The sequence below is a fragment of the Mycobacterium sp. SMC-19 genome, assembly GCF_045310815.1.
Classification (GTDB): domain Bacteria; phylum Actinomycetota; class Actinomycetes; order Mycobacteriales; family Mycobacteriaceae; genus Mycobacterium.
The window spans coordinates 274144-297903 of the sequence record NZ_JBJIAM010000006.1; the positions used below are offsets into that span (position 1 = coordinate 274144).

Annotated in this window: 24 protein-coding genes and 1 pseudogene; 9 read left to right on the forward strand and 16 right to left on the reverse strand. The window is 67.0% G+C overall.

Features of this window, described 5'->3' with window-relative positions; all coding sequences use genetic code 11:
* The first annotated feature begins 20 nt into the window (after window positions 1–20).
* The gene (locus tag ACJH5R_RS15705; protein WP_406759025.1) at window positions 21–1205 is read left to right on the forward strand and encodes a YbhN family protein; all 1185 of its coding nucleotides are present in this window, start codon (window positions 21–23) and stop codon (window positions 1203–1205) included.
* 19 nt (window positions 1206–1224) lie between these two features.
* Here the strand turns inward: ACJH5R_RS15705 and ACJH5R_RS15710 are convergent.
* Window positions 1225–1578, reverse strand: a pseudogene (locus ACJH5R_RS15710) (hemophore); the annotation flags it as partial.
* A gap of 328 nt (window positions 1579–1906) precedes the next feature.
* Here ACJH5R_RS15710 and ACJH5R_RS15715 point away from each other — a divergent pair.
* A complete protein-coding gene (locus ACJH5R_RS15715; RefSeq protein ID WP_406758916.1) occupies window positions 1907–4906 on the forward strand; it encodes an MMPL family transporter in 3000 nt (999 codons plus the stop codon).
* Window positions 4903–5397: a helix-turn-helix domain-containing protein gene (locus ACJH5R_RS15720; protein WP_406758915.1), complete on the forward strand. Its 495-nt coding sequence runs from the start codon at window positions 4903–4905 to the stop codon at window positions 5395–5397. The genes ACJH5R_RS15715 and ACJH5R_RS15720 overlap by 4 nt, the downstream gene beginning before the upstream one ends.
* Before the next feature lie 26 nt (window positions 5398–5423).
* Here ACJH5R_RS15720 and ACJH5R_RS15725 read toward each other — a convergent pair whose 3' ends face one another.
* Both ACJH5R_RS15725 and ACJH5R_RS15730 read right to left on the reverse strand, forming a co-directional pair.
* Window positions 5424–6137, reverse strand: a complete 714-nt coding sequence (locus tag ACJH5R_RS15725; RefSeq protein ID WP_406758914.1) for a hypothetical protein — start codon at window positions 6135–6137, stop codon at window positions 5424–5426.
* Entirely contained in the window at window positions 6134–6856 is a 723-nt protein-coding gene (locus tag ACJH5R_RS15730; protein WP_406758913.1) for a hypothetical protein, read from the reverse strand. The genes ACJH5R_RS15725 and ACJH5R_RS15730 overlap by 4 nt, the downstream gene beginning before the upstream one ends.
* Window positions 6857–6907: 51 nt before the next feature.
* Here ACJH5R_RS15730 and ACJH5R_RS15735 point away from each other — a divergent pair, with 51 nt between their 5' ends.
* Window positions 6908–8914 carry a M13 family metallopeptidase gene (locus ACJH5R_RS15735; RefSeq protein ID WP_406758912.1) on the forward strand — a complete coding sequence of 669 codons (2007 nt, stop codon included), beginning with the start codon at window positions 6908–6910 and terminating at the stop codon, window positions 8912–8914.
* Between the two features lie 45 nt (window positions 8915–8959).
* Here ACJH5R_RS15735 and ACJH5R_RS15740 read toward each other — a convergent pair whose 3' ends face one another.
* The 4 genes from ACJH5R_RS15740 to ACJH5R_RS15755 all read right to left on the reverse strand — a co-directional run bounded on the left by ACJH5R_RS15740 (window position 8960) and on the right by ACJH5R_RS15755 (window position 12404).
* On the reverse strand, window positions 8960–10090 hold the full coding sequence (locus ACJH5R_RS15740) for a L,D-transpeptidase family protein (protein ID WP_406758911.1): 1131 nt from the start codon (window positions 10088–10090) through the stop codon (window positions 8960–8962).
* 160 nt (window positions 10091–10250) lie between these two features.
* Complete coding sequence (locus ACJH5R_RS15745; protein ID WP_406782321.1) at window positions 10251–11462, reverse strand: MFS transporter; 1212 nt, start codon at window positions 11460–11462, stop codon at window positions 10251–10253.
* A 79-nt stretch (window positions 11463–11541) separates the two neighbouring features.
* Window positions 11542–11835 (reverse strand): metal-sensitive transcriptional regulator, encoded by a 294-nt coding sequence (locus ACJH5R_RS15750; RefSeq protein WP_406758909.1) that lies wholly within the window; start codon window positions 11833–11835, stop codon window positions 11542–11544.
* Window positions 11832–12404: a DUF305 domain-containing protein gene (locus ACJH5R_RS15755; RefSeq protein WP_406782322.1), complete on the reverse strand. Its 573-nt coding sequence runs from the start codon at window positions 12402–12404 to the stop codon at window positions 11832–11834. Before ACJH5R_RS15755 ends, ACJH5R_RS15750 begins: the two co-directional genes overlap by 4 nt.
* A gap of 73 nt (window positions 12405–12477) precedes the next feature.
* Between ACJH5R_RS15755 and ilvD the strand changes: the two genes are divergently transcribed.
* Window positions 12478–14202, forward strand: coding sequence for a dihydroxy-acid dehydratase (ilvD, locus tag ACJH5R_RS15760; protein WP_406782345.1), 1725 nt, complete (start codon window positions 12478–12480; stop codon window positions 14200–14202).
* Window positions 14203–14257: 55 nt separating this feature from the next.
* Here the strand turns inward: ilvD and ACJH5R_RS15765 are convergent, their stop codons facing one another.
* Both ACJH5R_RS15765 and ACJH5R_RS15770 read right to left on the reverse strand, forming a co-directional pair.
* Window positions 14258–14701 (reverse strand): SPW repeat protein, encoded by a 444-nt coding sequence (locus ACJH5R_RS15765; RefSeq protein WP_406758906.1) that lies wholly within the window; start codon window positions 14699–14701, stop codon window positions 14258–14260.
* Between the two features lie 129 nt (window positions 14702–14830).
* Window positions 14831–15490, reverse strand: coding sequence for an O-methyltransferase (locus ACJH5R_RS15770; protein WP_406782323.1), 660 nt, complete (start codon window positions 15488–15490; stop codon window positions 14831–14833).
* Between the two features lie 122 nt (window positions 15491–15612).
* Here ACJH5R_RS15770 and ACJH5R_RS15775 point away from each other — a divergent pair, with 122 nt between their 5' ends.
* Window positions 15613–15762, forward strand: a complete 150-nt coding sequence (locus ACJH5R_RS15775; RefSeq protein ID WP_125079112.1) for a metallothionein — start codon at window positions 15613–15615, stop codon at window positions 15760–15762.
* Window positions 15763–15845: 83 nt separating this feature from the next.
* On the opposite strand, the gene ACJH5R_RS15780 is transcribed toward ACJH5R_RS15775, so the two are convergent.
* Window positions 15846–16460, reverse strand: coding sequence for a transglutaminase family protein (locus ACJH5R_RS15780; RefSeq protein WP_406782324.1), 615 nt, complete (start codon window positions 16458–16460; stop codon window positions 15846–15848).
* Window positions 16461–16585: 125 nt separating this feature from the next.
* Here ACJH5R_RS15780 and ACJH5R_RS15785 point away from each other — a divergent pair, with 125 nt between their 5' ends.
* Window positions 16586–16942, forward strand: coding sequence for a DUF732 domain-containing protein (locus tag ACJH5R_RS15785; protein ID WP_406782325.1), 357 nt, complete (start codon window positions 16586–16588; stop codon window positions 16940–16942).
* 98 nt (window positions 16943–17040) lie between these two features.
* Here ACJH5R_RS15785 and ACJH5R_RS15790 read toward each other — a convergent pair whose 3' ends face one another.
* The 5 genes from ACJH5R_RS15790 to ACJH5R_RS15810 all read right to left on the reverse strand — a co-directional run bounded on the left by ACJH5R_RS15790 (window position 17041) and on the right by ACJH5R_RS15810 (window position 21235).
* Window positions 17041–17427, reverse strand: coding sequence for a hypothetical protein (locus ACJH5R_RS15790; RefSeq protein WP_406782326.1), 387 nt, complete (start codon window positions 17425–17427; stop codon window positions 17041–17043).
* Window positions 17428–17595: 168 nt separating this feature from the next.
* Entirely contained in the window at window positions 17596–19035 is a 1440-nt protein-coding gene (locus ACJH5R_RS15795; RefSeq protein WP_406782327.1) for a hypothetical protein, read from the reverse strand.
* A 59-nt stretch (window positions 19036–19094) separates the two neighbouring features.
* The gene (locus ACJH5R_RS15800; RefSeq protein WP_406758899.1) at window positions 19095–19604 is read right to left on the reverse strand and encodes a TIGR04338 family metallohydrolase; all 510 of its coding nucleotides are present in this window, start codon (window positions 19602–19604) and stop codon (window positions 19095–19097) included.
* The gene (locus ACJH5R_RS15805) at window positions 19601–20350 is read right to left on the reverse strand and encodes a DUF2786 domain-containing protein (protein ID WP_406758898.1); all 750 of its coding nucleotides are present in this window, start codon (window positions 20348–20350) and stop codon (window positions 19601–19603) included. The genes ACJH5R_RS15800 and ACJH5R_RS15805 overlap by 4 nt, the downstream gene beginning before the upstream one ends.
* A 45-nt stretch (window positions 20351–20395) precedes the next feature.
* Window positions 20396–21235 carry an alpha/beta hydrolase gene (locus ACJH5R_RS15810; RefSeq protein ID WP_406758897.1) on the reverse strand — a complete coding sequence of 280 codons (840 nt, stop codon included), beginning with the start codon at window positions 21233–21235 and terminating at the stop codon, window positions 20396–20398.
* A 48-nt stretch (window positions 21236–21283) separates the two neighbouring features.
* Here ACJH5R_RS15810 and ACJH5R_RS15815 point away from each other — a divergent pair, with 48 nt between their 5' ends.
* Both ACJH5R_RS15815 and ACJH5R_RS15820 read left to right on the forward strand, forming a co-directional pair.
* Window positions 21284–22027: a glucose 1-dehydrogenase gene (locus tag ACJH5R_RS15815; RefSeq protein WP_406758896.1), complete on the forward strand. Its 744-nt coding sequence runs from the start codon at window positions 21284–21286 to the stop codon at window positions 22025–22027.
* 68 nt (window positions 22028–22095) lie between these two features.
* The gene (locus tag ACJH5R_RS15820) at window positions 22096–23220 is read left to right on the forward strand and encodes an NDMA-dependent alcohol dehydrogenase (protein WP_067968924.1); all 1125 of its coding nucleotides are present in this window, start codon (window positions 22096–22098) and stop codon (window positions 23218–23220) included.
* A 4-nt stretch (window positions 23221–23224) separates the two neighbouring features.
* Here ACJH5R_RS15820 and ACJH5R_RS15825 read toward each other — a convergent pair whose 3' ends face one another.
* Window positions 23225–23698 (reverse strand): LppA family lipoprotein, encoded by a 474-nt coding sequence (locus tag ACJH5R_RS15825; protein WP_406758895.1) that lies wholly within the window; start codon window positions 23696–23698, stop codon window positions 23225–23227.
* Window positions 23699–23760: the final 62 nt, after the last annotated feature.

Below are 23760 nucleotides of genomic sequence, written 5' to 3' on the forward strand. Positions count from 1 at the left end.
AAGCCGTCGGGCGAGAAGCCTTGGCTCCCCAGCGCCCCGGCAGCAAATACCGTTGGGTGCGCCCGGTAATCGTGGGTCTGGTCGCGGCGGTGCTCACGGTCGAGATCGTCCTGGTCTGGGACCAGGTGTCTGCCGCATGGCGCAGTCTCTGCCGAGCCGACGGCCGCTGGCTGTTAGGAGCGGTGCTGGCCGCGGCGGCGTCGATGCACAGCTTCGCGCAGATCCAGCGGACCCTGCTGGGCTCGGCCGGTGTGCACGTCACGCAGCGGCGGTCCGAGGCCGCCTTCTACGCCGCCAACTCGCTCAGTACCACCCTGCCCGGCGGCCCGGTGCTGTCGGCGACCTTCCTCTATCGCCAGCAACGGCGCTGGGGCGCATCGCCAGTGGTGGCGTCGTGGCAGCTGGTGATGTCGGGGGTGCTGCAGGCGGTCGGGCTGGCCGTGCTGGGCCTGGGTGGCGCGTTCATTCTCGGTGCCCGTAGCAATCCGTTCTCGCTGTTGTTCACCCTCGGCGGCTTCATCGCGCTCCTGCTGCTGGCGCAGGCGGTCGCCTCGCGACCGGAGCTGATCGACGGAATCGGCGTCCGCGCGCTGTCCTGGGTCAACTCGGTGCGCGCCCGGCCCGTGGATGCCGGGCTTGCGACCTGGCGCAAGATACTGGGCCAACTGGAGTCGGTGAGCCTGGGCCGCCGCGATCTGTCGACGGCGTTCGGCTGGTCCCTGTTCAACTGGATCGCCGACGTCGCCTGCCTGGCCTGCGCCGCCTATGCCACCGGCGGGCGGGCGTCGGTGGCCGGTTTGACGGTGGCCTACGCCGCCGCCCGCGCGGCGGGAACCATTCCGCTGATCCCCGGTGGCCTGCTGGTCGTGGAGGCCGTGCTGGTGCCGGGGCTGGTATCGAGCGGGCTGACCTTGCCGGATGCCATCTCCGCCGTGCTGATCTATCGGATGATCAGCTGGGTGCTGGTATCAGCCGCCGGCTGGGTGGTGTTCTTCTTCGTCTTCCGCACCGACAACGCGGCCGACCACGACACCGACGAATACGCGCCGGTCCTCAGCGAACCGCTATCGGTTGAGTCACCGCCCCGGCTCCAGGTCCGCTCACGGGCAGACCACCGACGGGCAGGCCGCCGGGCAACCCGCCACCCGGCAGGCCGCCCTGGGCCTGCACGGCCTGCAGGAGCCCGAGCACCTGCGGCAGGCTGACCGCCAGCTTGCACTGATCGGTCACCTCCTGCACCGGCGCGGTGATCTTGGCCAAGTCGTCCCCGACCTTCGGGTTGGCGTCGAAGTGCGCCTTCAGGTTTGCCAGCGTCTGCGGGCCGGGCTGCTGCTGCAGCGCACCGGTCATCACCTGATTGGTGTCCGGGTGCGAGTCCAGGTAATCACCGGTCGAGGTCACCACCTTGCCCACGGTCCGGGCGATCTCGCTGGCCACGCAGGGGTCTTTGGCCGCGGTCGCCGAGGGTGTCGACGGGGTGGCCAGCAGCGCCGCCGTGACGGCACCGCCCAACAAGACGGGCACGGCGGCAAGGACGCCCTTGCCCGACGGGCTGCGACGCAGTTTGGTGATGTTCACGTGTTCTCCTCACAACTGGCGAGATTCCCGATCGGCCACGACGAGCCCCGCCACGTTGCGGATGACGCTTCGAAGGTGTTTTGGTGCGCGCGCAATGCCCCCCGGCAGCAACGGCAGATCGAAAGACGGCCTTTTCCCCATCCTGACAGTAACCACCAGATGCCGCCACCCGAGCACAGGTCGGCCTGGTCACAATGCGGTTCCCGGACGGCATCGGAGCAGCTCAGAGCCGAGAGAAACGGCCAGCGCGACACGTTGCTGCGGTAGGCTCGCAGCACGCGGCGCACCAGTGCGGGCGAGAGCGGGGAGAGACGAAATCCAGCAGTTCATGATGCGCTTCAGCAGCAACCTGCGCAGATTCCGCTGGGTGGTCTTCACAGGGTGGCTACTGGCTGTGATTCCCTCGCTCTACCTCGCCGCCACCCAGTCCGGACATCTCACCGGTGGCGGCTTCGAGGTCCAGGGATCGCAGTCACTGCATGTGCAGTACCAACTCGAGGATCACTTTCCCGAGCAGGGCGCGTCACCGCTGGCCTTGGTGGCCGCACCCCGCGCCGACGCCACCTACCGGGACATGAAAGACGCCGTAGCGCTGCTCCAACGGTCCGCCGGCGAGGTTCCCAGCGTGACGGTGCTGCCGGATACGACGCAGCCGCCGCCGCGGCCCGACCGGCCCTACGTGGTGTCGCTGCGGGTGGACTTCAACAACACCGGTGCGGTCGACGTCGCCAAGAAGCTGCGCACGAAGCTGGGCGTGGAAGGCGAACATCCCGGCCGGATCGACAACGGTTCGGTGAACCTCTACGTGATCGGGCAGGGCGCGCTCGGCGCCGCGGCGTCGGCGAAGACCAAACAGGACATCGGCGCAGCCGAGCGATGGAACCTGCCGATCGTGCTGATCGTCTTGCTGGCGGTGTTCGGTTCACTGGCGGCCGCCGCAATCCCGCTGGCTCTCGGGATCGGCACGGTGATCGTCACCATGGGGCTGGTCTATCTGCTGTCGATGTTCACTTCGATGTCGGTGTTCGTCACGTCGACGGTGTCGATGTTCGGGATCGCGCTGGCGATCGACTACTCACTGTTCATTCTGATGCGCTACCGCGAGGAACTGCGGGCCGGTCGCCAACCGCAGGAGGCCGTCGATGCGGCGATGGCGACGTCCGGGTTGGCGGTGGTGCTCTCGGGCCTGACCGTGGTGGCCTCCCTGACCGGCATCTATCTGATCAATACGCCGGTGCTGGTATCGATGGCGACCGGAGCGATCCTGGCTGTCTCGGTGGCGGTGCTGGCGTCGGTCAGTCTGACCCCGGTGGTGCTGGCCCTGTTCGGCCGGGCGGTGGCCAAACGGTCGGCGCTGCTGCACTGGGCACGCAGCCCGCAGACCGCACAGTCACGGTTCTGGACCAGCTGGACGGCTTCGGTGATGCGGCGCCCTTGGGCCTCGGCCCTGGTGGCCGCGGGTTTCCTGCTGGCGCTCGCGGCGCCGGCCCTGTCGTTGTCGCTGGGCAACAGCATGCTCCGCCAGTTCGACTCCTCCCACGAAATCCGCGGCGGGGTGGCCGCAGCTGCCCAAGCCCTGGGCCCAGGTGCGCTGGGACCCGTCCGGGTGTTGGTGACCATCCCCGGCGCGAACGCGTCGGCGCCGGCCCACGCCGACACGTTCGCGGCAATCCGCCAGGAGATGTCGCAGGCCCCCAACATCGCTTCGGTGTCCCCACCGGTCTTCGGCAATGACAACAGCAGCGGGCTGCTGTCTGCGGTGCTGTCCGTCGATCCCGAGGACATGGCCGCACGGACAACCGTGGACTGGATGCGTGAACACCTGCCGGCGGCGGCCGGCTCGCCGGCCGTACAGGTGGATGTCGGCGGACCGACCGCGTTGATCAAGGACTTCGACGACCGGGTCGCGGCCGCCGAACCCATGGTGCTGGTTTTCGTGGCGCTGATCGCCTTCCTGATGCTGTTGGTCTCGATCCAGTCGGTGTTCTTGGCGCTCAAGGGCGTCGTGATGACGGTGCTCTCGGTGGCCGCTGCCTACGGCAGCCTGGTGATGGTGTTCCAGTGGGGCTGGCTGGAGCGGTTCGGGTTCGCCGCGACAGGGTCCATCGACACGTTCATCCCGCCGCTCGTGCTGGCGATGACGTTCGGCTTGTCGATGGACTACGAGATCTTCCTGCTGACCCGTATCCGCGAGCGCTTCCTGCAGACCGGCAACACCCACGACGCCGTCGCCTATGGCGTGAGCACCAGCGCACGCACCATCACCAGCGCCGCGTTGATCATGATCGCGGTCTTTATCGGATTCGCGTTCGCCGGCATGCCCCTGGTCGCCGAGCTGGGCGTGGCCTGCGCGGTGGCGATCGCGGTCGACGCCACGGTGGTGCGGTTGGTGCTGGTTCCCGCACTGATGGCGATGTTCGCCGAGTGGAACTGGTGGCTGCCATGTTGGCTGGCCCGGATCCTGCCGTCGGTGGACTTCGAGAAGCCGCTGCCCACAGTGGATTTGGGAGACGTCGTGGTGATCCCCGATGACATCTCCGCCCTGATCACGCCCAGCGCCGACCTTCGGGTGGTGGTCAAGTCGGCGGCCCGACTCAAAGGGCTGGTTCCCGACGCGGTCTGTGTCAGCGACCCGTTGGCCCTGCGCGGCTGCGGCGTGGCCGAGATGGCCACCAGCAAGATCGAAGCGCTGCCGGTCGCCACCGGGCCGGCAGGACCACCCGCGGCGGCGGGCGGCAGGGCGGTGAGCCATGCGCTGGCCCGGCTGGCCGGTGGCTGGCAGTCGCGAACCGGTACCGACCGGGCACAGCCCCGCACGATCCGTCCGGTTCACCCGGTCACCGTGTGGCGGCGCCGGCTTGCCATCGCGCTCGACGCGCTGGAAACCGAGTCATGGGCGGCCAACGAGATCGGGCTTGACGTCCCGTCGTTGACCCGGTGCCGTCCGATGGAGACCGCCGCGGTTCAACTGCCCACCGGTGACCGGCTGCAGATCCCCACCGGCGCCGAAACGCTGCGCCTGGCGGGTTACCTGGCACTGGCGCGCAACAGCCCCCGCGATTACGCCGGTCTGGCCGAGCTCGCCGATGCGCTGGGCCCGAAAACCGTTGCTGGGGCACTCAGCGAAATCGATGCGTACTACTCTGGTCAACCAGCCGACGGACACTGGATGGCCACCCAGCTGGTCTGTCGACTCGCCGATCCGGAGCCCACCGCACGCGGCGACTACGCCACCGGCGACGATGCGCTTGGAGCGAGTACGGACTGGGAACACGTCCAAGGGCGCTGCCTGGCAGTTGCCGTGGCGATGCTGGAGGAGGCGAGGTGACGTTGGCCGCGGACCGACGCCGTGGGCCGCTGCCCCGGCAGCCGTCCGGCGACACCGACCGGCCGGTCGAGTTCTGGCCCACGTCGGCTATCCGTGCTGCACTGCAGACCGGCGACATCGCCACCTGGCAGCTCATCGTGGTAGCACTCAAGCGCGACCCCTACGGTCGCACCGCACGCCAGGTCGAGGAGGTGCTGGAGGGCACCGAATCCTTCGGCATCGCCAAGGCACTGTCGGAGGTCCTGACCCGCACCAGAGCGCACCTGGAGGCCAACGAGCGTGCCGAGGTCGGGCGTCACATGCGGGTGCTGATCGAGCGGTCGGGCCTGAGTCAGCAGGAGTTCGCCTCGCGGGTCGGGGTTCCCGCCGACACGCTCGGCGAATACCTCAGTGGCACGATCAGCCCGCCCGCCTCGCTGATGATCCGGATGCGCCGACTGTCAGACCGTTTCGTCAAGCTCCACACGCGTGAGGCGCCCGACGTCGTCTGACGCCGGTCGCCCCCCTCTGCCGCGCGTCAGCGGGCGTGGATCGGTGACATCTCCAGCACCAGCCACTGACCGCCACGCTTGGTCAGCGTCACCCGCACCGGCACTACCGACTGCTTGACCTGCTGGTTCGCCACCGTCTGGACGCTGCGCATCACGACCGCGACCCGCGCGGCCGACGGCCCGAGCGCCTCGACACCGGCACTGAGCGTCTGCGCCTCGACCGCGATGTTGCGGTTGGCCATCTCGGTGGCGGTCCGGCCGATGCTCTCCCGGAACGCGTTGACCCGGTCCGGGACCATGTAGGTCGCAGCCTTCTCGATCGATGCGTCAGGGTTGGCCGGCGAGACCGTGGCCGCAGCCTCGGCCATGGCGACGGCGGTCTTGACCGCCTCGCCCGAGTCCGCCTCCAGGTCGCGGTCGGGAACCGTCCAGCGCAGGTACCCGAGCACGGCCGCGGCCACCAGCGCCGCCGCGGCCAGGCCGACGACCCCGAAGCGCAGGCCGGGCCGTTCGTTGTCGGTGCCGACCGTGACCGCATCGCGGCGCAGCAGCACGAAGTTGACCACCATGCCCTCGACGATCAGCAGCACCAGCACCGAGCAGAGCGACACGTACCAGACCGGCCAGTCCAGCGGCAGCCCGACCAGCATCAGGCCACCGATCGCGGCCAGCGGCGCGGCGATGTCGACGGCCAATACCCGCCACAGCGTCCGCGATTTCAGAAGTTCCAGCTTGCTCATCGAATCGACCTCAATCGGGAGATCATCAGATTGCCGGCGACGTCGGTGACGTCGAGGTGCAGAGCCCAGTGCACAGTCTGCGGTCTGCCGCCGACGTTCTCGGCGACGGAGGTGGCGATCACCATCACCGGGTCGGTGCGGCCGGGGTTCGACGGCTTGTCACTGCCGGTCGCGGCCGGCTCGTCGAGGTCGTGGTGCTCCAGCTCGATGGCGACGGCTTCGATCCGGCCGCTACTGCGCGACTGGATCCGCTGCACCACGTCACGGTAGGGCGCCAGGGCCGCGTCGAACTCGCTGTTGAGTTCGCCGACAGTCTTGTCCCGCAGCCGCGCCATGCCCTTCTCGACGTTCTCGGCGTTCAAGTTGATCAGCACGCTGGTCCAGCTGGCCGCGGTCTGCAAGACCCGGCTGCGGTAACCGCGCTCGTTGACGTCGTCGTAGTGCACCTTCAAGGTGATCAGGCTGAAGACCAATGCGGCCACTGCGACCAAGCCGAGGACCACCGACCCCCACCCGTAGCCGGACAGGCCGCCGCCTGAGGCCGCCGGAGCGGGCTTGCCGTGGGTGGTCTTCTTGGCGGCTTTCGCCGGGGCCTTCTTGCCGACCTTCTCTACAGCGTCGGCGTCCTGGTCCGCGGCGCTCTCAGCAGTGTCGGCGCCGGGTTCGATGATTCCGTCGTCCAGCTCATTGGAGACGTCGGGTTGTTCCTCGTCAGGCATGGCGGTGACGCTACAGGAGAGCTTTACGGTTCGCCGTGGAAGGATGGGACGGTGACCTCATCAGCCACCCGATCCGGCCTTGATCTCACCTATATAGATAGTGGCGTGAGACCGCAGGACGATCTGTTCGGTCACGTCAACGGCCGCTGGCTCGACGGTTACGAGATGCCACCGGACCGTGCCACCGACGGCGCCTTCCGCGCTCTGTTCGACCGGGCCGAGATCCAGGTCCGCGACCTGCTCACCGAGGCCGGCGATTCGGCCGCGGCGAGTGCGGATGCGGCCGGCACCGACGAGCACCGGATCGGCGACCTCTACGCCAGCTTCTTGGACGAGCAGGCCGTCCGCCAGCGCGGTGTGGAGCCGCTGCGCCGCGAGCTGTCCGCGATCGACAACGCCGGTGACCGCGAGGCCCTGGCGCGGGTGCTGGGCGCAGGTCAGCGCGCCGGGGTTGGCGGCGGCGTCGGACTCTATGTGGACACCGACTCGAAGGACTCGACCCGCTACCTGCTGCACCTGAGCCAGTCGGGCATCGGATTGCCTGACGAGTCCTACTTCCGCGAGGAACAGCACGCCGAGATCCTGGCCGCTTACCCCGGACACATCGCGGCGATGTTTGCTCTGACCTACGGCGGCGAACCGGACGACCACGCCGGGACCGCGGCACGCATCGTGGCGCTGGAGACCCGATTGGCGGCCGCGCACTGGGACGTGGTGAAGCGGCGCGATGCCGAGTTGACGTACAACCTGCGCACCTTCGCCGGGCTGCCGGCCGAGGCGCCCGGCTTTGACTGGGCCGGCTGGGTGGACGCTCTTGGCGTGCACCCCGGCGCCTCAGCCGGACTCGACGAGCTGGTGGTGCGCCAACCGGACTTCCTGACAGCGTTCGCCGCACTGTGGGAGAGCGCGGACTTTGCCGACTGGCAGGACTGGGCACGGTGGCGCGTCATTCATGCTCGCGCAGGTCTCCTGACCGAGGAGCTGGTCGCCGAGGACTTCGAGTTCTACGGACGGCGACTCTCGGGCACCGAGCAGATCCGGGACCGCTGGAAGCGCGGCGTGTCCGTGGTTGAGTCCCTGATGGGCGATGCCGTCGGAAAGCTTTACGTGGCACGGCATTTCCCGCCGGACGCCAAGGCGCGCATCGACGAGCTGGTGGGAAACCTTCGCGAGGCCTACCGGGCGAGCATCACCAACCTGGACTGGATGACCCCGGAAACGCGCGAGCGGGCCCTGGCCAAGCTGGACAAGTTCACCGCCAAGGTCGGCTACCCCACCTCCTGGCGGGACTACTCCGCGCTGGTCACCGACCCAACGGACCTGTACGGCAATTACCTGCGTGGCTATGCGGTCAACTACGACCGCGAACTGGCCAAGTTGGGCCAGCCGGTGGACCGCGACGAATGGTTCATGACACCGCAGACCGTCAACGCCTACTACAACCCGGGGATGAACGAGATCGTCTTCCCCGCCGCGATCCTGCAACCGCCGTTCTTCGACGCCGATGCCGACGACGCTGCTAACTACGGCGGTATCGGCGCGGTGATCGGCCACGAGATCGGGCACGGCTTCGACGATCAGGGCGCCAAGTACGACGGCGACGGCAACCTGATCGACTGGTGGACCGACGCCGACCGCGCCGAATTCGGTTCCCGCACAAGCGCGTTGATCGCCCAATACGAGAACTATGTGCCGCGTGAACTGGATGGCGACCGCCACGTGAACGGCGCGTTCACCGTCGGGGAGAACATCGGCGATCTCGGCGGGCTTTCCATAGCTCTGCTCGCGTACCAGTTGTCACTGGCCGGCGCCGAGGCCCCGGTGATCGACGGCTTGACCGGTACCCAGCGCGTTTTCTTCGGCTGGGCGCAGGTGTGGCGCACGAAATCCCGTGATGCCGAGGCGATCCGGCGCCTGGCGGTGGATCCGCATTCGCCGCCGGAGTTCCGCTGCAACGGGGTGATCCGCAACATGGACGCCTACTATGACGCCTTCGGCGTCACGCCCGACGATGCGCTCTACCTGGATCCCGCTTCGCGGGTGCGCATCTGGAGCTGATCGCCGCCGAGTGCCCGGTACGAGCAGTGGTTGAGGGCGCGCCCCCTACATCTGCCAGTCTTGGGAGCCGTCGTTTTTGGTGTAGGTACCGACGGAGTTCTTCACCACGACGGGATCGCCGCTGCCGAAGTTCTCGTAGAACCACTTGGCGTTGGCCGGGCTGAGGTTGATGCAGCCGTGGCTGACGTTGCGCTTGCCCTGATCGGCCACTGACCACGGCGCACTGTGCACGAACCCGCCGCTGTTGTCGATCCGGACCGCATCCTGCACGGTCAGCTTGTATCCCCAACTGGAGTTCACCGGAACCCCGTAGGTGGAGGAATCCATCACCACCGTGGGGAACTTCTCCAGCACGTAATAGGTGCCGTTGGGGGTCTCGTGTCCCCCGGCGCTCATCCCCATCGACATCGGGAAGGTCTTCTCCACCTTGCCGTCTCGGGTGATCGTCATCTGGTGCGTCTTGTCATCGGCGGTGGCCACCAGGGAGTCCCCGGTGCGGAAGCTCGACTTGGTGCCACCCGCGTCGATGTTGACGACGGTGTGGGCGGGCCAGAAGTTCAGCGGACGCCATCGCACCTGGCTAGGCGTCATCCAGTAGAACTTGCCGGACACCGGCGGGTTCGACGAGATGTGGATGGCCTGCTCGGCCATCGCCTTGTCGGCGATCGGCCGCTGGAAGTCGATGATGATCGGCTTGGCGACACCCACCATCGAGCCGTTGACCGGGTTGAAGGACGGCGGCAGGAACGGCGCCGTGCCGGTGAACGGCTCCGGATTCTGCCCGACGACCGGCCCGGTGGCGGCGGCCGGCACCGCACCGGGCTGCGCCGGGGCCGACGGGTCCGCCGACCCTGCCGGAACCGCCTGCGGGTCTGGACCCGGGGGGACCCCCTCGGGCGCGGCGGGTAGGCCGGGCGCGAGCTCGGGTGGTGGCGGCGGCGGGAACGCCATCGGGTCGCCCGGCGGCGGCGGAGGCGGCAGCTCAGGCGGGGGCGGCGGGAACTCCGGCGGGGGCGGCGGCGCGGCTGGATCGGCCGGGCCGGCATCCGCTGCGGCCGGGTCGCCGGGCTGCTGGGGCGGGTCGGCCAGTGCTGATCCGCAACCGAGCGTGAGACTCGCGGCCAAGCCAGCGGTGCTGAGCCACGCGCCGAGTTGCGCGAGCTTCCATCCCGACATCTACCTACCTCCGGTCACGATCTTGATCCCAGTGTCTCACAGGACGGTTGCCAGCTAACTCCGACGGCGGATGGAATTCCGCACACAACGACGGAAAGGAGGTTTCTGAACAGCGGCTTTGGCTGTCAGCGAAGTGGCGAACGTTACCGAGCCAGGACCGTCAGGGAACGATGAACAGGCGCTTGCTGGCCACGATGCCGACTGCGGCGATGCCGACCAGCACCGCCGACGCCGCCAACATGGCCGAGGTCCCGGCCCGCTCGAACAACAGCCCGCCGGCCAGCGAGCCGCCGGTGATGCCAACCTGAAACGCCGTCACGTACAGCCCCGACGCACCGTCGGGGTCGTCGGGTGCGGTGCGCATCGCCGCCGACTGCAGCATCGGCGAGACTGCCATCGCCATCGCCCCCCACAGCACGATCGCGGCCGCCCCCGCCACCGTGGTGCCGGTGGTGTGATGCCCCCCGATCGACAGCGCCGCCAGGACGACGAACGCCGCCGACATCGCAGCCATGCAGCCGCCGGTGACCAATTTGGGCCGGTGGTCCACCGGTCGCGCCAACAGTGGCATCGCGATCAGCCCGGCAGCACCGAACGCGGCCAGCAACCAGGCCAGCCGCGCCCCTGGGACACCGACCACGTCACCGATGATCACCACGATGAAGGTGTAGGAGATGAAGTGCCCGGTGACGGCGATCAACATCAGCGTGCTCACCGCCACCAGCCGCCCGTTGCGGTGGTGATGGTTGCCGACCAGCGCCAGTTGGTCGGTGCTGAGCACCAGGGCCGGCAGCGCAAGTCGGGCTGCCAGGGTGATGGCCGCCGCCGCCACCGTGATCACCACTACGGCCAGCCGCCAACCCCACAGCAGACTCATCGCCGAGGTCAGCGGGATACCGACCACCAGCGCCAGGCTGGTGCCGACGTAGATCGCCGTCGTCGCGCGGCCCGAATGGCTGGGTGGCACGAGTCGGGTGGCGATGGGCGCCAGCACCGACCACATCAGGCCGTGCGTGACGGCGCACAGCGCCCGCCCGCCGGCCAGCACGGCGAAGTTCGGCGCTAGCGCCGAGATCACCTGCGAGGCGGTCAGGCAGACCAGGGTCAGCAGCAGCACCCGGCGGCGCGGCCAGAATGCGGTCCAGCGCACCAGCGGAAGCGTGGTCGCCGCTGCCACCACCGCGTACCAGGCCAGCAAGGTCCCGACCAGCGCCTCGCTCACGCCCAGGCCGGCCGAGATGGCGGGCAGCGCACCCACCGGCAGGATCTCGGCAGTGGCGTAGATGAACGCCGCCGCGGACAGGATCGCCAACCGTGCCGTGGTCTGTGGCGTCCACGGCCTCAATCGGGCATTTCCGGTTTCGACAGTCATGTGTTGGGGGCAGCGTCGAGTGGTGTGTGCCGCATGGCGCTCCCGGTAACTGCTGGGTCACATGGTAGCGGCGCAGGGGTCAGGAACGAACCAACCGCGCGATTGCGGCAGAAGCTTCGGTGAGTTTCGCGTCGCCCTCCGCGCCGCCGGCCGCAACGGCCCCGCTGACGCAGTGCGCCAGGTGCTCGTCGAGCAGGTTCAGTGCCACTGACCGCAGCGCACTGTTGACCGCGCTGATCTGGGTGAGGACGTCGATGCAGTACTTGTCGTCCTCGATCATCTTGGCGATGCCACGCACTTGGCCCTCGATGCGGCGCAACCGCTTGGCGTAGTTGTCTTTGCGCGGGGAGTATCCCGGAGCTTCGGTGGTCATGGCGCCCCCAACAGTTGGTTCATCTGGTTGATCTCGGCTTGCTGAAACGGCACGAGCGAATGCGCGATGCTGATGGCCTCAGGACTCTCGCCGTGTTCGATTTCGTTCTGCGCCATCGCGATAGCGCCACGGTGGTGGGCGATCATCGACTGCAGCCACAACGTGTCGAACGCCTGTCCACGCAGACCGCGCAGCTTGTCGATGGTGGCCTGGTCCACCATGCCGGGAATCTCAGCGGCGTGGTCCCGGCCGGAATGACCGCCGGGGACCTCCCACTGCAACAGTTGCGCCTGGCATCCCTGTAGCTCCGTGCGCTGCTGGGTTGCACTTTGGTCGGCGAACGCCACCAGCGCAGGGTTCGCGCTCTGGCCGGGCGCCAGAGCCGCCAGCTCCAAGCCCTGCTGGTGGTGGATCACCATGTCCTCCAGAAACGTCACGTCCGCCGGACTGCCGATGGCCATTCCCGCCGAACTGGTCGACGTCTCGGGCGCCGGCGTGGGCGCGTGATGGCACCCGCCGGCGGCCATGCCGACACCGGCCGCGACGACGACGGTCAGGAGCGTTCTCATGCGCCCACTTTAGCGCATACCCCCGCGGGGTATTTATTCGTTTTGCCCGGTCCGACCCTAGCGGCATACTGAGCTGGTGAATTCTGGGAGCACCGACGCCGCCGGGGCGTCCGTCGACATCAAACCGCGCAGTCGTGACGTCACCGACGGCCTGGAGAAGACCGCCGCCCGCGGCATGTTGCGCGCCGTCGGCATGGGCGACGACGACTTCGCCAAGCCCCAGATCGGTGTGGCCTCCTCGTGGAACGAGATTACGCCCTGCAACCTGTCGCTGGACCGGTTGGCCAAAGCCGCCAAAGAGGGCGTTCTGGAGGCCAGCGGCTACCCGCTGGAATTCGGCACCATCTCGGTCTCCGACGGCATCTCGATGGGCCATGAGGGCATGCACTTCTCCCTGGTCTCCCGCGAGGTCATCGCCGACAGCGTCGAGACCGTGATGTGCGCCGAGCGACTCGACGGCTCGGTGCTGCTGGCCGGCTGCGACAAGTCGCTGCCCGGGATGCTGATGGCTGCGGCACGCCTGGACCTGGCCTCGGTCTTCCTCTACGCGGGCTCCACCATGCCGGGCTACGCCCAGCTGTCCGACGGCACCGAGCGCGAAGTGACGATCATCGACGCGTTCGAGGCGGTCGGCGCCTGTTCGCGCGGACTGATGTCTCGTGAGGACGTCGACATCATCGAGCGGTCGATCTGCCCCGGAGAGGGCGCCTGCGGCGGCATGTACACCGCCAACACCATGGCCAGTGCGGCTGAGGCGCTGGGCATGTCACTGCCGGGCAGCGCCTCCCCGCCGGCGATCGACCGGCGCCGTGACGGGTATGCGCGCGCCAGCGGCCAGGCCGTGGTGGAGTTGCTGCGCCGGGGTATCACCGCTCGTGACATCTTGACGAAAGAGGCGTTCGAGAACGCGATCGCGGTGGTGATGGCGTTCGGCGGGTCGACCAACGCGGTGCTGCACCTGCTGGCTATCGCCCGCGAAGCCGAGGTGGATCTGACCCTGGCCGACTTCTCTCGGGTGGGCGCCAAGGTGCCGCACCTTGCCGACGTCAAGCCGTTCGGGGCGCACGTCATGTACGACATCGACAAGATCGGCGGGGTGCCGGTCATGTTGAAGACGTTGCTGGAAGCCGGTCTGCTGCACGGCGACTGCCTGACCGTCACCGGAAAGACGATGGCGGAGAACATCGCCGAGCTCAACCCCCCGGTCGTCGACGGCAAGGTGTTGCACGCGCTGACCAACCCCATCCACCCGACCGGTGGCATCACCATTCTGCGTGGCTCGCTGGCGCCGGAGGGCGCGGTGGTCAAGTCCGCGGGCTTCGACACCGACGTGTTCGAGGGCACCGCACGGGTTTTCGACGGCGAGCGGGCCGCTTTGGACGCTTTGGAAGACGGCACGATCAGCGCCGGCGACGCCGTGGTGATCCGCTACGAGGGCCCCAAGGGCGGACCCGGGATGCGGGAGATGCTGGCGATCACCGGCGCGATCAAGGGCGCCGGCCTCGGCAAGGACGTCCTGCTGCTGACCGACGGCCGGTTCTCCGGCGGCACCACCGGCCTGTGCGTCGGCCACATCGCCCCCGAGGCGGTGGACGGCGGGCCGGTCGCGTTCCTGCGTGACGGCGACAAGATCCGCCTCGACGTGGCCAACGCGACCCTGGACGTGGTGGCGGATCCGGACGAATTCGCCACGCGCGCCCAGGGTTTCACCCCGCCGCCGCCGCGTTACACCACCGGCGTCCTGGCCAAGTATCGCAAGCTGGTGGGCTCCGCCGCCATCGGCGCGGTCTGCGGCTAGCCTTCGGCGGTCGGTGGGCCCACCAGCCCGCGGGGGACTCTTCGCGATCGGGTGATCAGGCGTGCCGGGCTGACTCACCCCGCGCCCGCATACCGAAGTACGCGGCGTTAAGGCCGAGGATCGTCAACACCGCACCGGTGATCACGTTGGACCAGATCATCTCGGTGCTCGGTGATCCGTGCAGCAGGATCCAGGGCGATGCCATGAACCACACGCCGAAGACCGGCAGGGTCCACGCCAGGCCGTGCATGCGGTCCAGCGCCGCCGCCATCCCGCACGCCAAGAATGCGACGCAGAGTCCCACGACCAGGTTGTTGACGGCCAGCCGGGTGCTCGCGTCGAATCCGACAATCCACGGGGATACGGCCCCGTAGACGGCCGCAAGCAGCGTCAATCCGAAGGTTCCCTGCGCAGTCATCGACTCGGCGGCGCGCTCGTACCGTGCACGCAGAGCTAACAGATCAGGGTGGTGATCGATTGATGAATGGACTGTACTCATTTCGTAACCTTTCTGTTATTTAACAGGCGGTTTGGTGCCAGCTGCACCCATCCATCTGATGAAAGATTACGCCCGGACACGGTTTGCCAGCAACGAAAAATTAGCCAGCAAAACGGCGGTCGGCCACTGCTAGTCGACGATGGCCAGGGCGAAGCCGTCCCAGCCCTTGGCCCCGACTGTCTGCAGCGCTGCGGCCCGCAACCGCGGATGTTTGCCCATCAGCTCCAACACGTCCCGGCTACCGCGCGCCGTCGCGTCATCCGAGCGCGGCTCCAGGATCGCGCCCTCGCGGATCACGTTGTCCACCACGATCACCGAGCCGGGACGACTCAGCTGCACAGCCCAATTCAGGTAGCCGACGTTGTTCTCCTTGTCGGCGTCGATGAACACCATGTCGAACGGCTCGCCGGTCAGCGTCGGCAGGGTCTCCAGTGCGGCACCCACCAGAATCTGCACCCGATCACCGACGCCGGCGCGGTCCAGGTTGGCGCGAGCGACCTCGGCATGCTTGGGCTCGTACTCCAGCGTCACCACCGAGCCGGTAGCCCCGACGGCGCGCGCCAGCCAGATGGTGCTGTAGCCGCCCAGTGTGCCGATCTCCAAGATGCGGCTGGCACGGGCTGCGGTCGCCAGCAGATTCAGAAACTTGCCCTGTTGTACCGAGACCGCGATCGGCGGCAGTCCGGCCTCGTCGCTGGCGGCCAGCGCCGCCGTCAGCGCCGGATCCTCTCCGGCGTACAGGTTGTCCAGCAGGGCATCGATTTCGCGGGGCGTGGGCTTTTCAGTCACTTAACCCAGGCTAGCCCGCGATCGCGGTTCTGGCTCCCGAATTTTCTTTACCCCATACCCCTATGGGGTATATAGTCAGGGAACCCGGCACCCGCTGGGGATCACAGAGGAAGGTGTGACACATGGCGAACTACGAGGATGGGACCGTACTGACATGCGGCCACGACGGCTGTGGATGCCGGGTGCGTATCGAGACTGCGTGCCACTGCTCCGGTGCGAACGTGAGCTACCGCTGCACCTGCGGCGACGAACTGGTACCCGTCAGCAGCTGACGACAGACGGCGCCGGTGACGCACAACCTCGACCGTTGTGCGTCACCAGCGCCTCTTCTTGGTTTACACCACCCGGGGGCCGTTTAGCAGGCTTCGGCACCGAGCGCATTCGGCAGGCCCGCATCGCACAGTGCAAGGACGTCGGTCGCGTCACGCAAAGCGTCAATGACACACCGCGCGGGGGAGACAAAGACCTGCGGGTAGTCGATCTCACCGAGAGCGGTGTCAACGGGCCACGCGAGTCGTTCCGAGCCGAGGGAGAACTGCGCGTCAACACCGTCCTTGTTGCCGCGCGCGTCCTGGCGATGCCAGGCTCCGTCGAGATAGACCGCGACAAGTCCGTGGAGAACGTAGCTGTCGCCGTGCACCAGACGCTGATAGCAGAGACCGGCTGGGATGCCTTCTGCTCGGAGCAGTGCCGCCAGCAAGTGTGATTTGGCGTAGCAGAGTCCGACGCGATGCTCGAGAACTTCACTGGCGGTCAACGTCACCCGGGGGTCTGCAACGTCGTAGGAGTGAGCGACCTCGTCTCGCACCCACTCGAACGCGGCCTGGGCGAACGAAAAATCATCGACCACAGGCCGCCGTAATTCCCGAGCAAGGTTCCGGACAGGCGACCCGTTGCACTGGACGAATTCATCTTCTCCCAGATACGCCCCTGGTCCTGTGGCTTCAAGCACCGGGAAGGAATTCGTCACTCACTGACCCTAGCTAGATCCAAAGTCCGCCACTCCACGGGGCGCTATTATGAGCGAAATCGATGGGTGAACCCGCCAACGCGTCACATCCTCAAACCACGACCACAAGAAAAGGAGAGGTCGGGATGAAGCTACTCATCGCCGCTCTCGCGGCAAGCATCGCAGCGGCACCAATTGCCAGTGCTGATGACCAATCACTCCTCGACCGTAATCAATCATTCCTCGACCGGGTTCACGAGCTTGGCGTACCAAGTCAGTACGGCTTCCTTGGGCGTGCGGATGACAACAGCACTCTTGCTGGAGGATTGGGGACTTGTCGTGGCCTCAGAGAGGGCATGACCCTTGAGCAGATGGAACCGAAGGCGTCGCTTAGCCCGATCCTCAACGCTTTTCCGCTTTTTTATTGGGAGATTGCTCAGGCGGCACAGGAGAAACTTTGCCCTGACACCCTTGGTGCGCCCAGTGAAAAACCGAATACCTAACTAGTCGCCGGAACGCGCGCCTTCTCGACAGAAATCGTCGACGGCGCGTTGCCCGACATACCAACAGTCAGGCGTCCTTGCAAGTGACCGCGCAGGGACTAGCGAGGACGCTCCTCTGCCAATAAGGCTGCACGCGCCGGCCCAAAGTGTATTTCAAAAATATCCTTCAACCACGCCATAATCTCGTTATCGTCAGCACTCATTCCGGGGGTCTTCAACTGATCGTGCGCATCGCTGAGACGAAGTATGGACTGCCACGCCCTCGATTGGTTCGATAAACCGAACTCATTCGGTGCGTCAAGCGGCGCTAGCATGAAGTTCAAGCCACCATTTCGCGCAGACCAATAGAGCTGCAACTTGCAGTCAGGCCCTCGGTAGAAAATCGCCCATGCCCCGCGATCAGCATATATGAGGTCGTCCAGCACTTCGTCCATCTCTAAACCGGCGCCGGAAAGCGTGCGGCCGAGGAACTGGTCCAGATCCATTGGTTTCATGGTCAGCCGCCTCCTCCGTACAGCCACACATTTCCGTATTGTTGATAGTCATATTGAGCGGCATTTTCTTTCAGAAAATTGATCTCAGCAGCGGAGTACGACAACCTGTCCTCCACTGCCAGTTGCTCAACGCTTGTATAGCCCTCAGGAATTACGTATTCAATCCGCGGCACACCCTCTTCCATCTGAGCGCGGAGAAACTGTTTGTTTACTTGCCACGCCTCGCTGCTGCGTATCGCCAAATCCGTTGGTCAGCGCATCCCAGGTTCGGTCACCGGTATCGAAGTAGATGCCACCATGTCCCCGGGCTTCGCCGATGTAGCCGCCCTCTTGGCCGTCGAACTTACCCAGGACGACCCGGTCTGGGTTGTCGCCCACATAGTGGGTGGACATGTCAGCGACTTCCTCGCTGAAGCCGGCTGTCGGCCCTCCGTGCCTACTCGCGTAGTTGAGATCCATCGCCGAGTATTCCGCCCACGGATGGTAGGTGGCGGGAACGTCGAATCCGACATCTGCGTATGACGAAACCACCGGGCCTGTGTCGAGTACGCCGCGGCCGATCTCACCGAGCCCGGCCCGAATCGACGCCCCCTCCGCCCCGAAAGGAAGCGTGACGGCGGCGGCACTGACATCGAAAGCCTTCTCGTCCAGGAAGTAGGCGGGACTGGGCGCGTTCAGGGCGTCTTTGACTTGGGCGACACCCGCGCCGACCGGGTTGAGGAAGGAGTCACCGAGCCCCTTCGCCAGGCCACCCCACGATTCCAGGACGCCGGGGGCGCCTGGGCCGCCCTGCCCGAGCAGGTTCTTGACGACTTCTTCGGTGGTTCGCCAACGGTCCCCGAATGCATCACCGAACCCCAGCGGCGCCTGCCGCTGCGATTCGGGGGCACCGTAGCGCGATAGCGGCTGTTGGGCCTGCAGCACCGCCGCGTTGATGCGCGCTCCGATCTGATCCGGCGGAACACCGTCGTTGGCCAGGACCTCCTGGGCTAAGACCTTGAAACTCTCCACATCGCCGGGGTTCACCGGTGCCGGCACGTCGCGACCGGCCTCGAAGCTGCGCACCACGACATCGGGCTCGTAGCCGTCCTTGACCCGCAGGTTCGTCAGCGCAGACTGCAGCACCTTGGCATAGCCGCCGCGGATGCGCGTGACGTTTGACAGGACAGTCCGTGTGTCGGTTATCGCACCGTCCCAACACTTTTCGATCAGGCCATCGATGTCGTCGCCGTGCAACGTATACGCCAAGTAGTGGGCGTTGTAGTCAGCCAGATACTCGTCGTAGTCCCGCAGATTCGCATTGAGCGCCTCGATCTGCTCATCGCAGCGCTGCCGAGCCTGGGCCAGGGCGGCGGCGATGGTCTCCAAGTCGGCCGCGATCTGGCCGAGCTGCTGGTTGGTGGCGCGCAGGCCGTCCTTGACCCGCTGCACCTCGGCGCCGTTGTTGATCGGCTGCTGACCGTTCTCGCGGTTGTACTGCTCGAAGTGCTGCTGGGCGGGGCTGCCGGCCTGCACGCCGTCGTCAACGGCCCACGGATCACCGCCCGCGGCAGCGGCCAGGTCGCCGGGCCCCAGATACTGCAGGCTCGGACGACTCACGGCGCACCCGCGCTACTCGCCATCGTCAGATCATGACCGACACCGCACCGGAGCGCACGTCACCGCACACCCTCTTTGGCGAACACCACCCGCAGCACATATCCCAACTCCGGGCCCATCACCATTTCGGCCAGCTCACAGAACGTCGCGACGAACTCGGGGCCGTGCGGCGGCCGAGCATCACACAGATGGTGCGCAATCTCATGCAGCACCACCAGTTCTCGCAACGCCCAGTCCACGCCGCGTTGATCCGGCACGGCGATAACGCCTGCCGCACCGATCTTTTCGTAGTGCGCTGCCGTGGCGCCGCGGCGCGCGCGCACGGCCAACCCGGAAGCATCCGGCCACCGAACGCGCACCGTCGACAGTGCCATGACGTCATCGACGTAGCGCCCCACGGCGGCCACCGAACCGAAGCGGGCCTCGGGCGGCAAGGTCAGCTCGGCGCCGAAGAACTCCAGATTGCGCCTGCCGGTCTCGGCGGCGCGGTCGAACAAGGTGCGGACGAAGACCTCCGCGGCGTAGACCTTGGCGCGCTGACCATCGCGCTCTGAAGCGTTGCCGCTCACCGCTCCAGCGCGGACCGCGCCACCGACAGCTCAGCGCTGTCGCCCAGCCGGGCTTTGCGCCCAGCCCGATCCCCGGCCCGACGCGCCGCAGATGAATACCCCGCCGACGCCCGGGTGGCCCGCCAGGTGCCCCGCGCCTTCGACGTACCGCGGTAGAAGTCGCGCAGCTCGACCTCCTTGTTGCGCAACGCGATCGCGGTCCCCGGCGCCCGGCTCCGATCCTTCTCGGCATCGCGTCGGGTCTCATCGCGGGCCTCGGCCAGCCGCTGGCCGACCCGGGCGCCGAACGCCAGGTGGAAGTTCAGCCGAGCGGTGATGGTCGGGGTCGGGCGGTGCTCGCCGGTGGCGATATACGTGTCCGAGGCCCGGACCATCTGAACGACCAGGCTGGCGTAGAGGGCGTGGGTGGCGTCGATGTCCTCGGCGAAGCCGTAGGCGTACACATAGGTCGAATTGGTCGCCACGTCGCAGCGCACGTCATTGGCGGTGGCGATCCCGACGAACAGCTGCACATAGGTGCGCAACCCCCGCGCACCGGGCGCTCCGATGGTGATGGTGCGCTGCACCGGCGCGGTGGCCGCTGTTCGGGTGGCTGAGTGCGCACGAGCCACCGCCAGGTCGATAGAGGTCGCAGTGGCCAGCCGTTGCGCCGCCGCCATGAATGCGTCGGCTTCGTGGGCGTTGTCGGTGCCCTCGGCCTGGCGCAACAGGGCGGCGATCCGCGCCAACATCTTGTCGTCGCTCATGGCCGCCACGCTAACCGACGCCGGCGACACCGCGCCGACGGCAACTCACAGGTGCGCGTCGATCCAGCCCACCACGTCGTCGAGCACCTGCGCGCGCTCTGGTTCGTTGAATACCTCGTGGTAGAGCCCCGGGTACACGGTCAGCTGCACGTCGTCCGAACCGACGCACTGCACCAGCCGCGTGCTGCCCTCGGCGGGCACCAGACCGTCTTCGGCCCCATGTACCACCAGCAGCGGCACCGTCAGTGCCTGCGCCCGCGTCGGCATGGTCTCGCCGACCTTGATCAGCGCCCGTGCGACACCGGCCGGTACCCGACCGTGGTGCACGAGGGGATCCTCGTTGTAGGCGACCACCACTGCCGGGTCACGCGAGACCAGGGCGCTGTCGAGCTTCTCCACCGGCAGGCTCGGCGCAATGGCCCCGACCGCCTTGGCGACGAACGCCAAGCCTGGCGACACCGTGTCGGTCATGGCCACCGCGGGCCCGGACAGCACCATCAGCTGGTAGTCGTCGGGGCGGTCGACGCCGTAGCTGAACACGATCGCCCCGCCCATGCTGTGCCCGAGCACCACGCGTGGCAGTCCTGGGTGCTCGCGGGCAGCGATAGACGCCAGTGTGTGGAAGTCACCGGTGTATTCCGCGATGTCGCGGCACAGCACTCGCTTGCCGCCCGAGCGCCCGTGTCCGCGGTGGTCCAGCGCATAAGTCACCAACCCCGCCGCAGCGAACCGCTGCGCGACGTGGTCGTAGCGACGGGCATGCTCGCCGAAACCGTGGGACAGCACCACCACGGCACGCGGCGGCACGTCCGGCGTCCAGGTGTCGTAGACGATCGGTACCGCCCGCACTCCATCGAAGGTTCGCTCGGTGCGGGTCACAGCCATCAGGGCAGCGTAACGGGCAAAGCGCCCGCCCAGGTAACCTCGCCAGCCATGGGACGAGTCGAGGGCAAAGTTGCGCTGATCAGCGGCGGCGCGCGGGGAATGGGCGCGGCACACGCCCGGGCGCTGGCCGCCGAGGGCGCCAAGATCGTGATCGCGGACGTCCTGGAGGACGAGGGCAGCAAACTCGCCGATGAGCTGGGGGCCGACACCGCCCGGTTCGTCCGCCTCGACGTCACCCAGGCCGAGCAGTGGCAGGCAGCCGCCCAGACCGCGGTCGATGCTTTCGGCAGCCTCAACGTCGTGGTCAACAACGCCGGGATCGCCAAATACAACACCCTGGAGAACTTCGACGCCGCCGCCTGGCAGCAGGTTCTCGACGTCAACCTGACCGGAACCATGCTGGGCATGCACGCCGCTGTCGCGCCGATGAAGGCCGCCGGCGGCGGCTCCATCATCAACATCTCCTCGGTAGAAGGCATGCGTGGCACCGCTGGCCTCTACGGCTATGTTGCGTCGAAGTGGGGGGTGCGCGGGCTGGCCAAGGCCGCCGCCGTCGAGCTGGCGCCGCACAACATCCGGATCAACAGTGTGTTGCCCGGGCTGATCCGCACCCGGATGACGATCGCGATCCCCGATGACTCGCTGCAGATTCCGCTGGGCCGGGGCGCCAAGTCGGCGGAGGTGTCCACCGCGGTGGTTTTCCTGGCCTCCGACGAGTCCTCCTACATGACCGGGGCCGACATCGTGATCGACGGGGGCCTGTCGGTGGGTATCCCCCACAAGACTGGATAGGACAGCATTCTCCCAGCTAAGAGCACCCGTCGGGGCAACTTCTGAAACGTGTTCTATGATGGCCGGTCATGAAGACCAAGGGCGCATTGTTGTGGGAGCTGAACTCGCCGTGGCGGGTCGACGAGATCGAGCTGGGCGACCCCGTTGAAGGCGAAGTCCAGGTCCGGATGCACGCCGCGGGGATGTGCCACTCCGACTACCACCTGACCACCGGAGCCACCCCGATGGCCCTGCCGGCGCTGGGCGGGCACGAGGGCGCCGGCGTCATCACCAAGGTCGGCAAGGGCGTCACCGGCCTGGAAGAGGGCGACCACGTCGTCATGGCCTTCATCCCGGCCTGCGGCAACTGTCCGCCCTGTATGAAGGGTTTCCGCTCGCTGTGTGACCGCGGGGCGGTACTGCTGGGCGGCAAGGCCATCGCCGACGGCACCAACCGGATCCACGCCGGCAGCCACGAGGTCTCGGCGATGAACCTGCTCGGCACCTTCTCGCCCTACATGACCGTGCACCAGGACTCCGTGGTCAAGATCGACAAGGACGTGCCGTTCGAGACCGCGGCCATCATGGGCTGCGCGGTGCCGACCGGTTTCGGTTCGGCCACCAACGTCGCCGAGGTCAAGCCCGGCGAGACCGTGATCATCATCGGTGTGGGCGGTATCGGCATGAGCGCCCTGCAGGGCGCGGTGCTCTCCGGTGCTCGCCGCGTCATCGCGATCGACCCGGTGCCCTTCAAGCGCGACCAGGCCGTCAAGTTCGGCGCCACCCACGTCTACCCGTCGATGGCCGAGGCGATCATGCCGGTCATGGAGGAGACCTGGGGCCTGATGGCCGACAAGGTGATCATCGCCGTCGGCGACATGAAGGGCGAGTACATCGAAGAGGCGCTCATCCTGACCGCCAAGACCGGCACCTGCGTGGTCACCGGGATGGGCTCGATGGTCGACGCCGATGTCAAGCTGAACCTGTTCTTGTTCACCATGTTGCAGAAGACGTTGAAGGGCAACATCTTCGGCGGCGGCAGCTCGCACATCGAGACGCCCAAGCTGGTGGGTCTGTACAAGTCTGGGCTGCTCAAGATCGACGAGATGATCACCACGACTTACAAGCTCGAGGACATCAACACCGGCTACCAGGACATGGTCGACGGCAAGAACATCCGCGGCGTGATCACCTACGACGAGTCGGACTGGTAGGCGGTTACTTCGCCTCCCGCGGCAGCCGGCAACCGGTGTAACCGGAGACCACCAGGTTGCCGCGGTAGCCGACCTTGATGAAAAGGCCGGTGGGACCGTAGAAGCCGACGTCGTGATTGCCCGGCTGGTTCTGCATCACCTGCACCTCGGTGGCCTCCAGCTTGGCGGCCGCCTCCTTGGCGGTCCGTTCAAGCTGGGCCCAGGCCTGCTCTGACACCGCGACATCGCGGGCAACCGCGTCCGGTAGGAAGTAACGCTTACCGTCGGTTTGCTCGTATGGCCGCTCGCAATTTCCGCCGTCGCCCTCGTCCAGGGTCTCCCAGACGATCGACGGGATGAGTTGTTTTGCGGCGGCCGTTATCTCATTCATCGTGGCGGCTACCTGAGTTTGAGTGTCCTCAAACGACGGCAACGACTTGAGCACGGCCAGGGCCTCGGCGGCGACGCTGGGCGGAGTGGGTTCATACGGTTGCGTCATGTGACATCCTGCGGTGAGTGCGGCGATGGCCAAGACAGCGAGCAGGCATCGTCGCGGCTGGG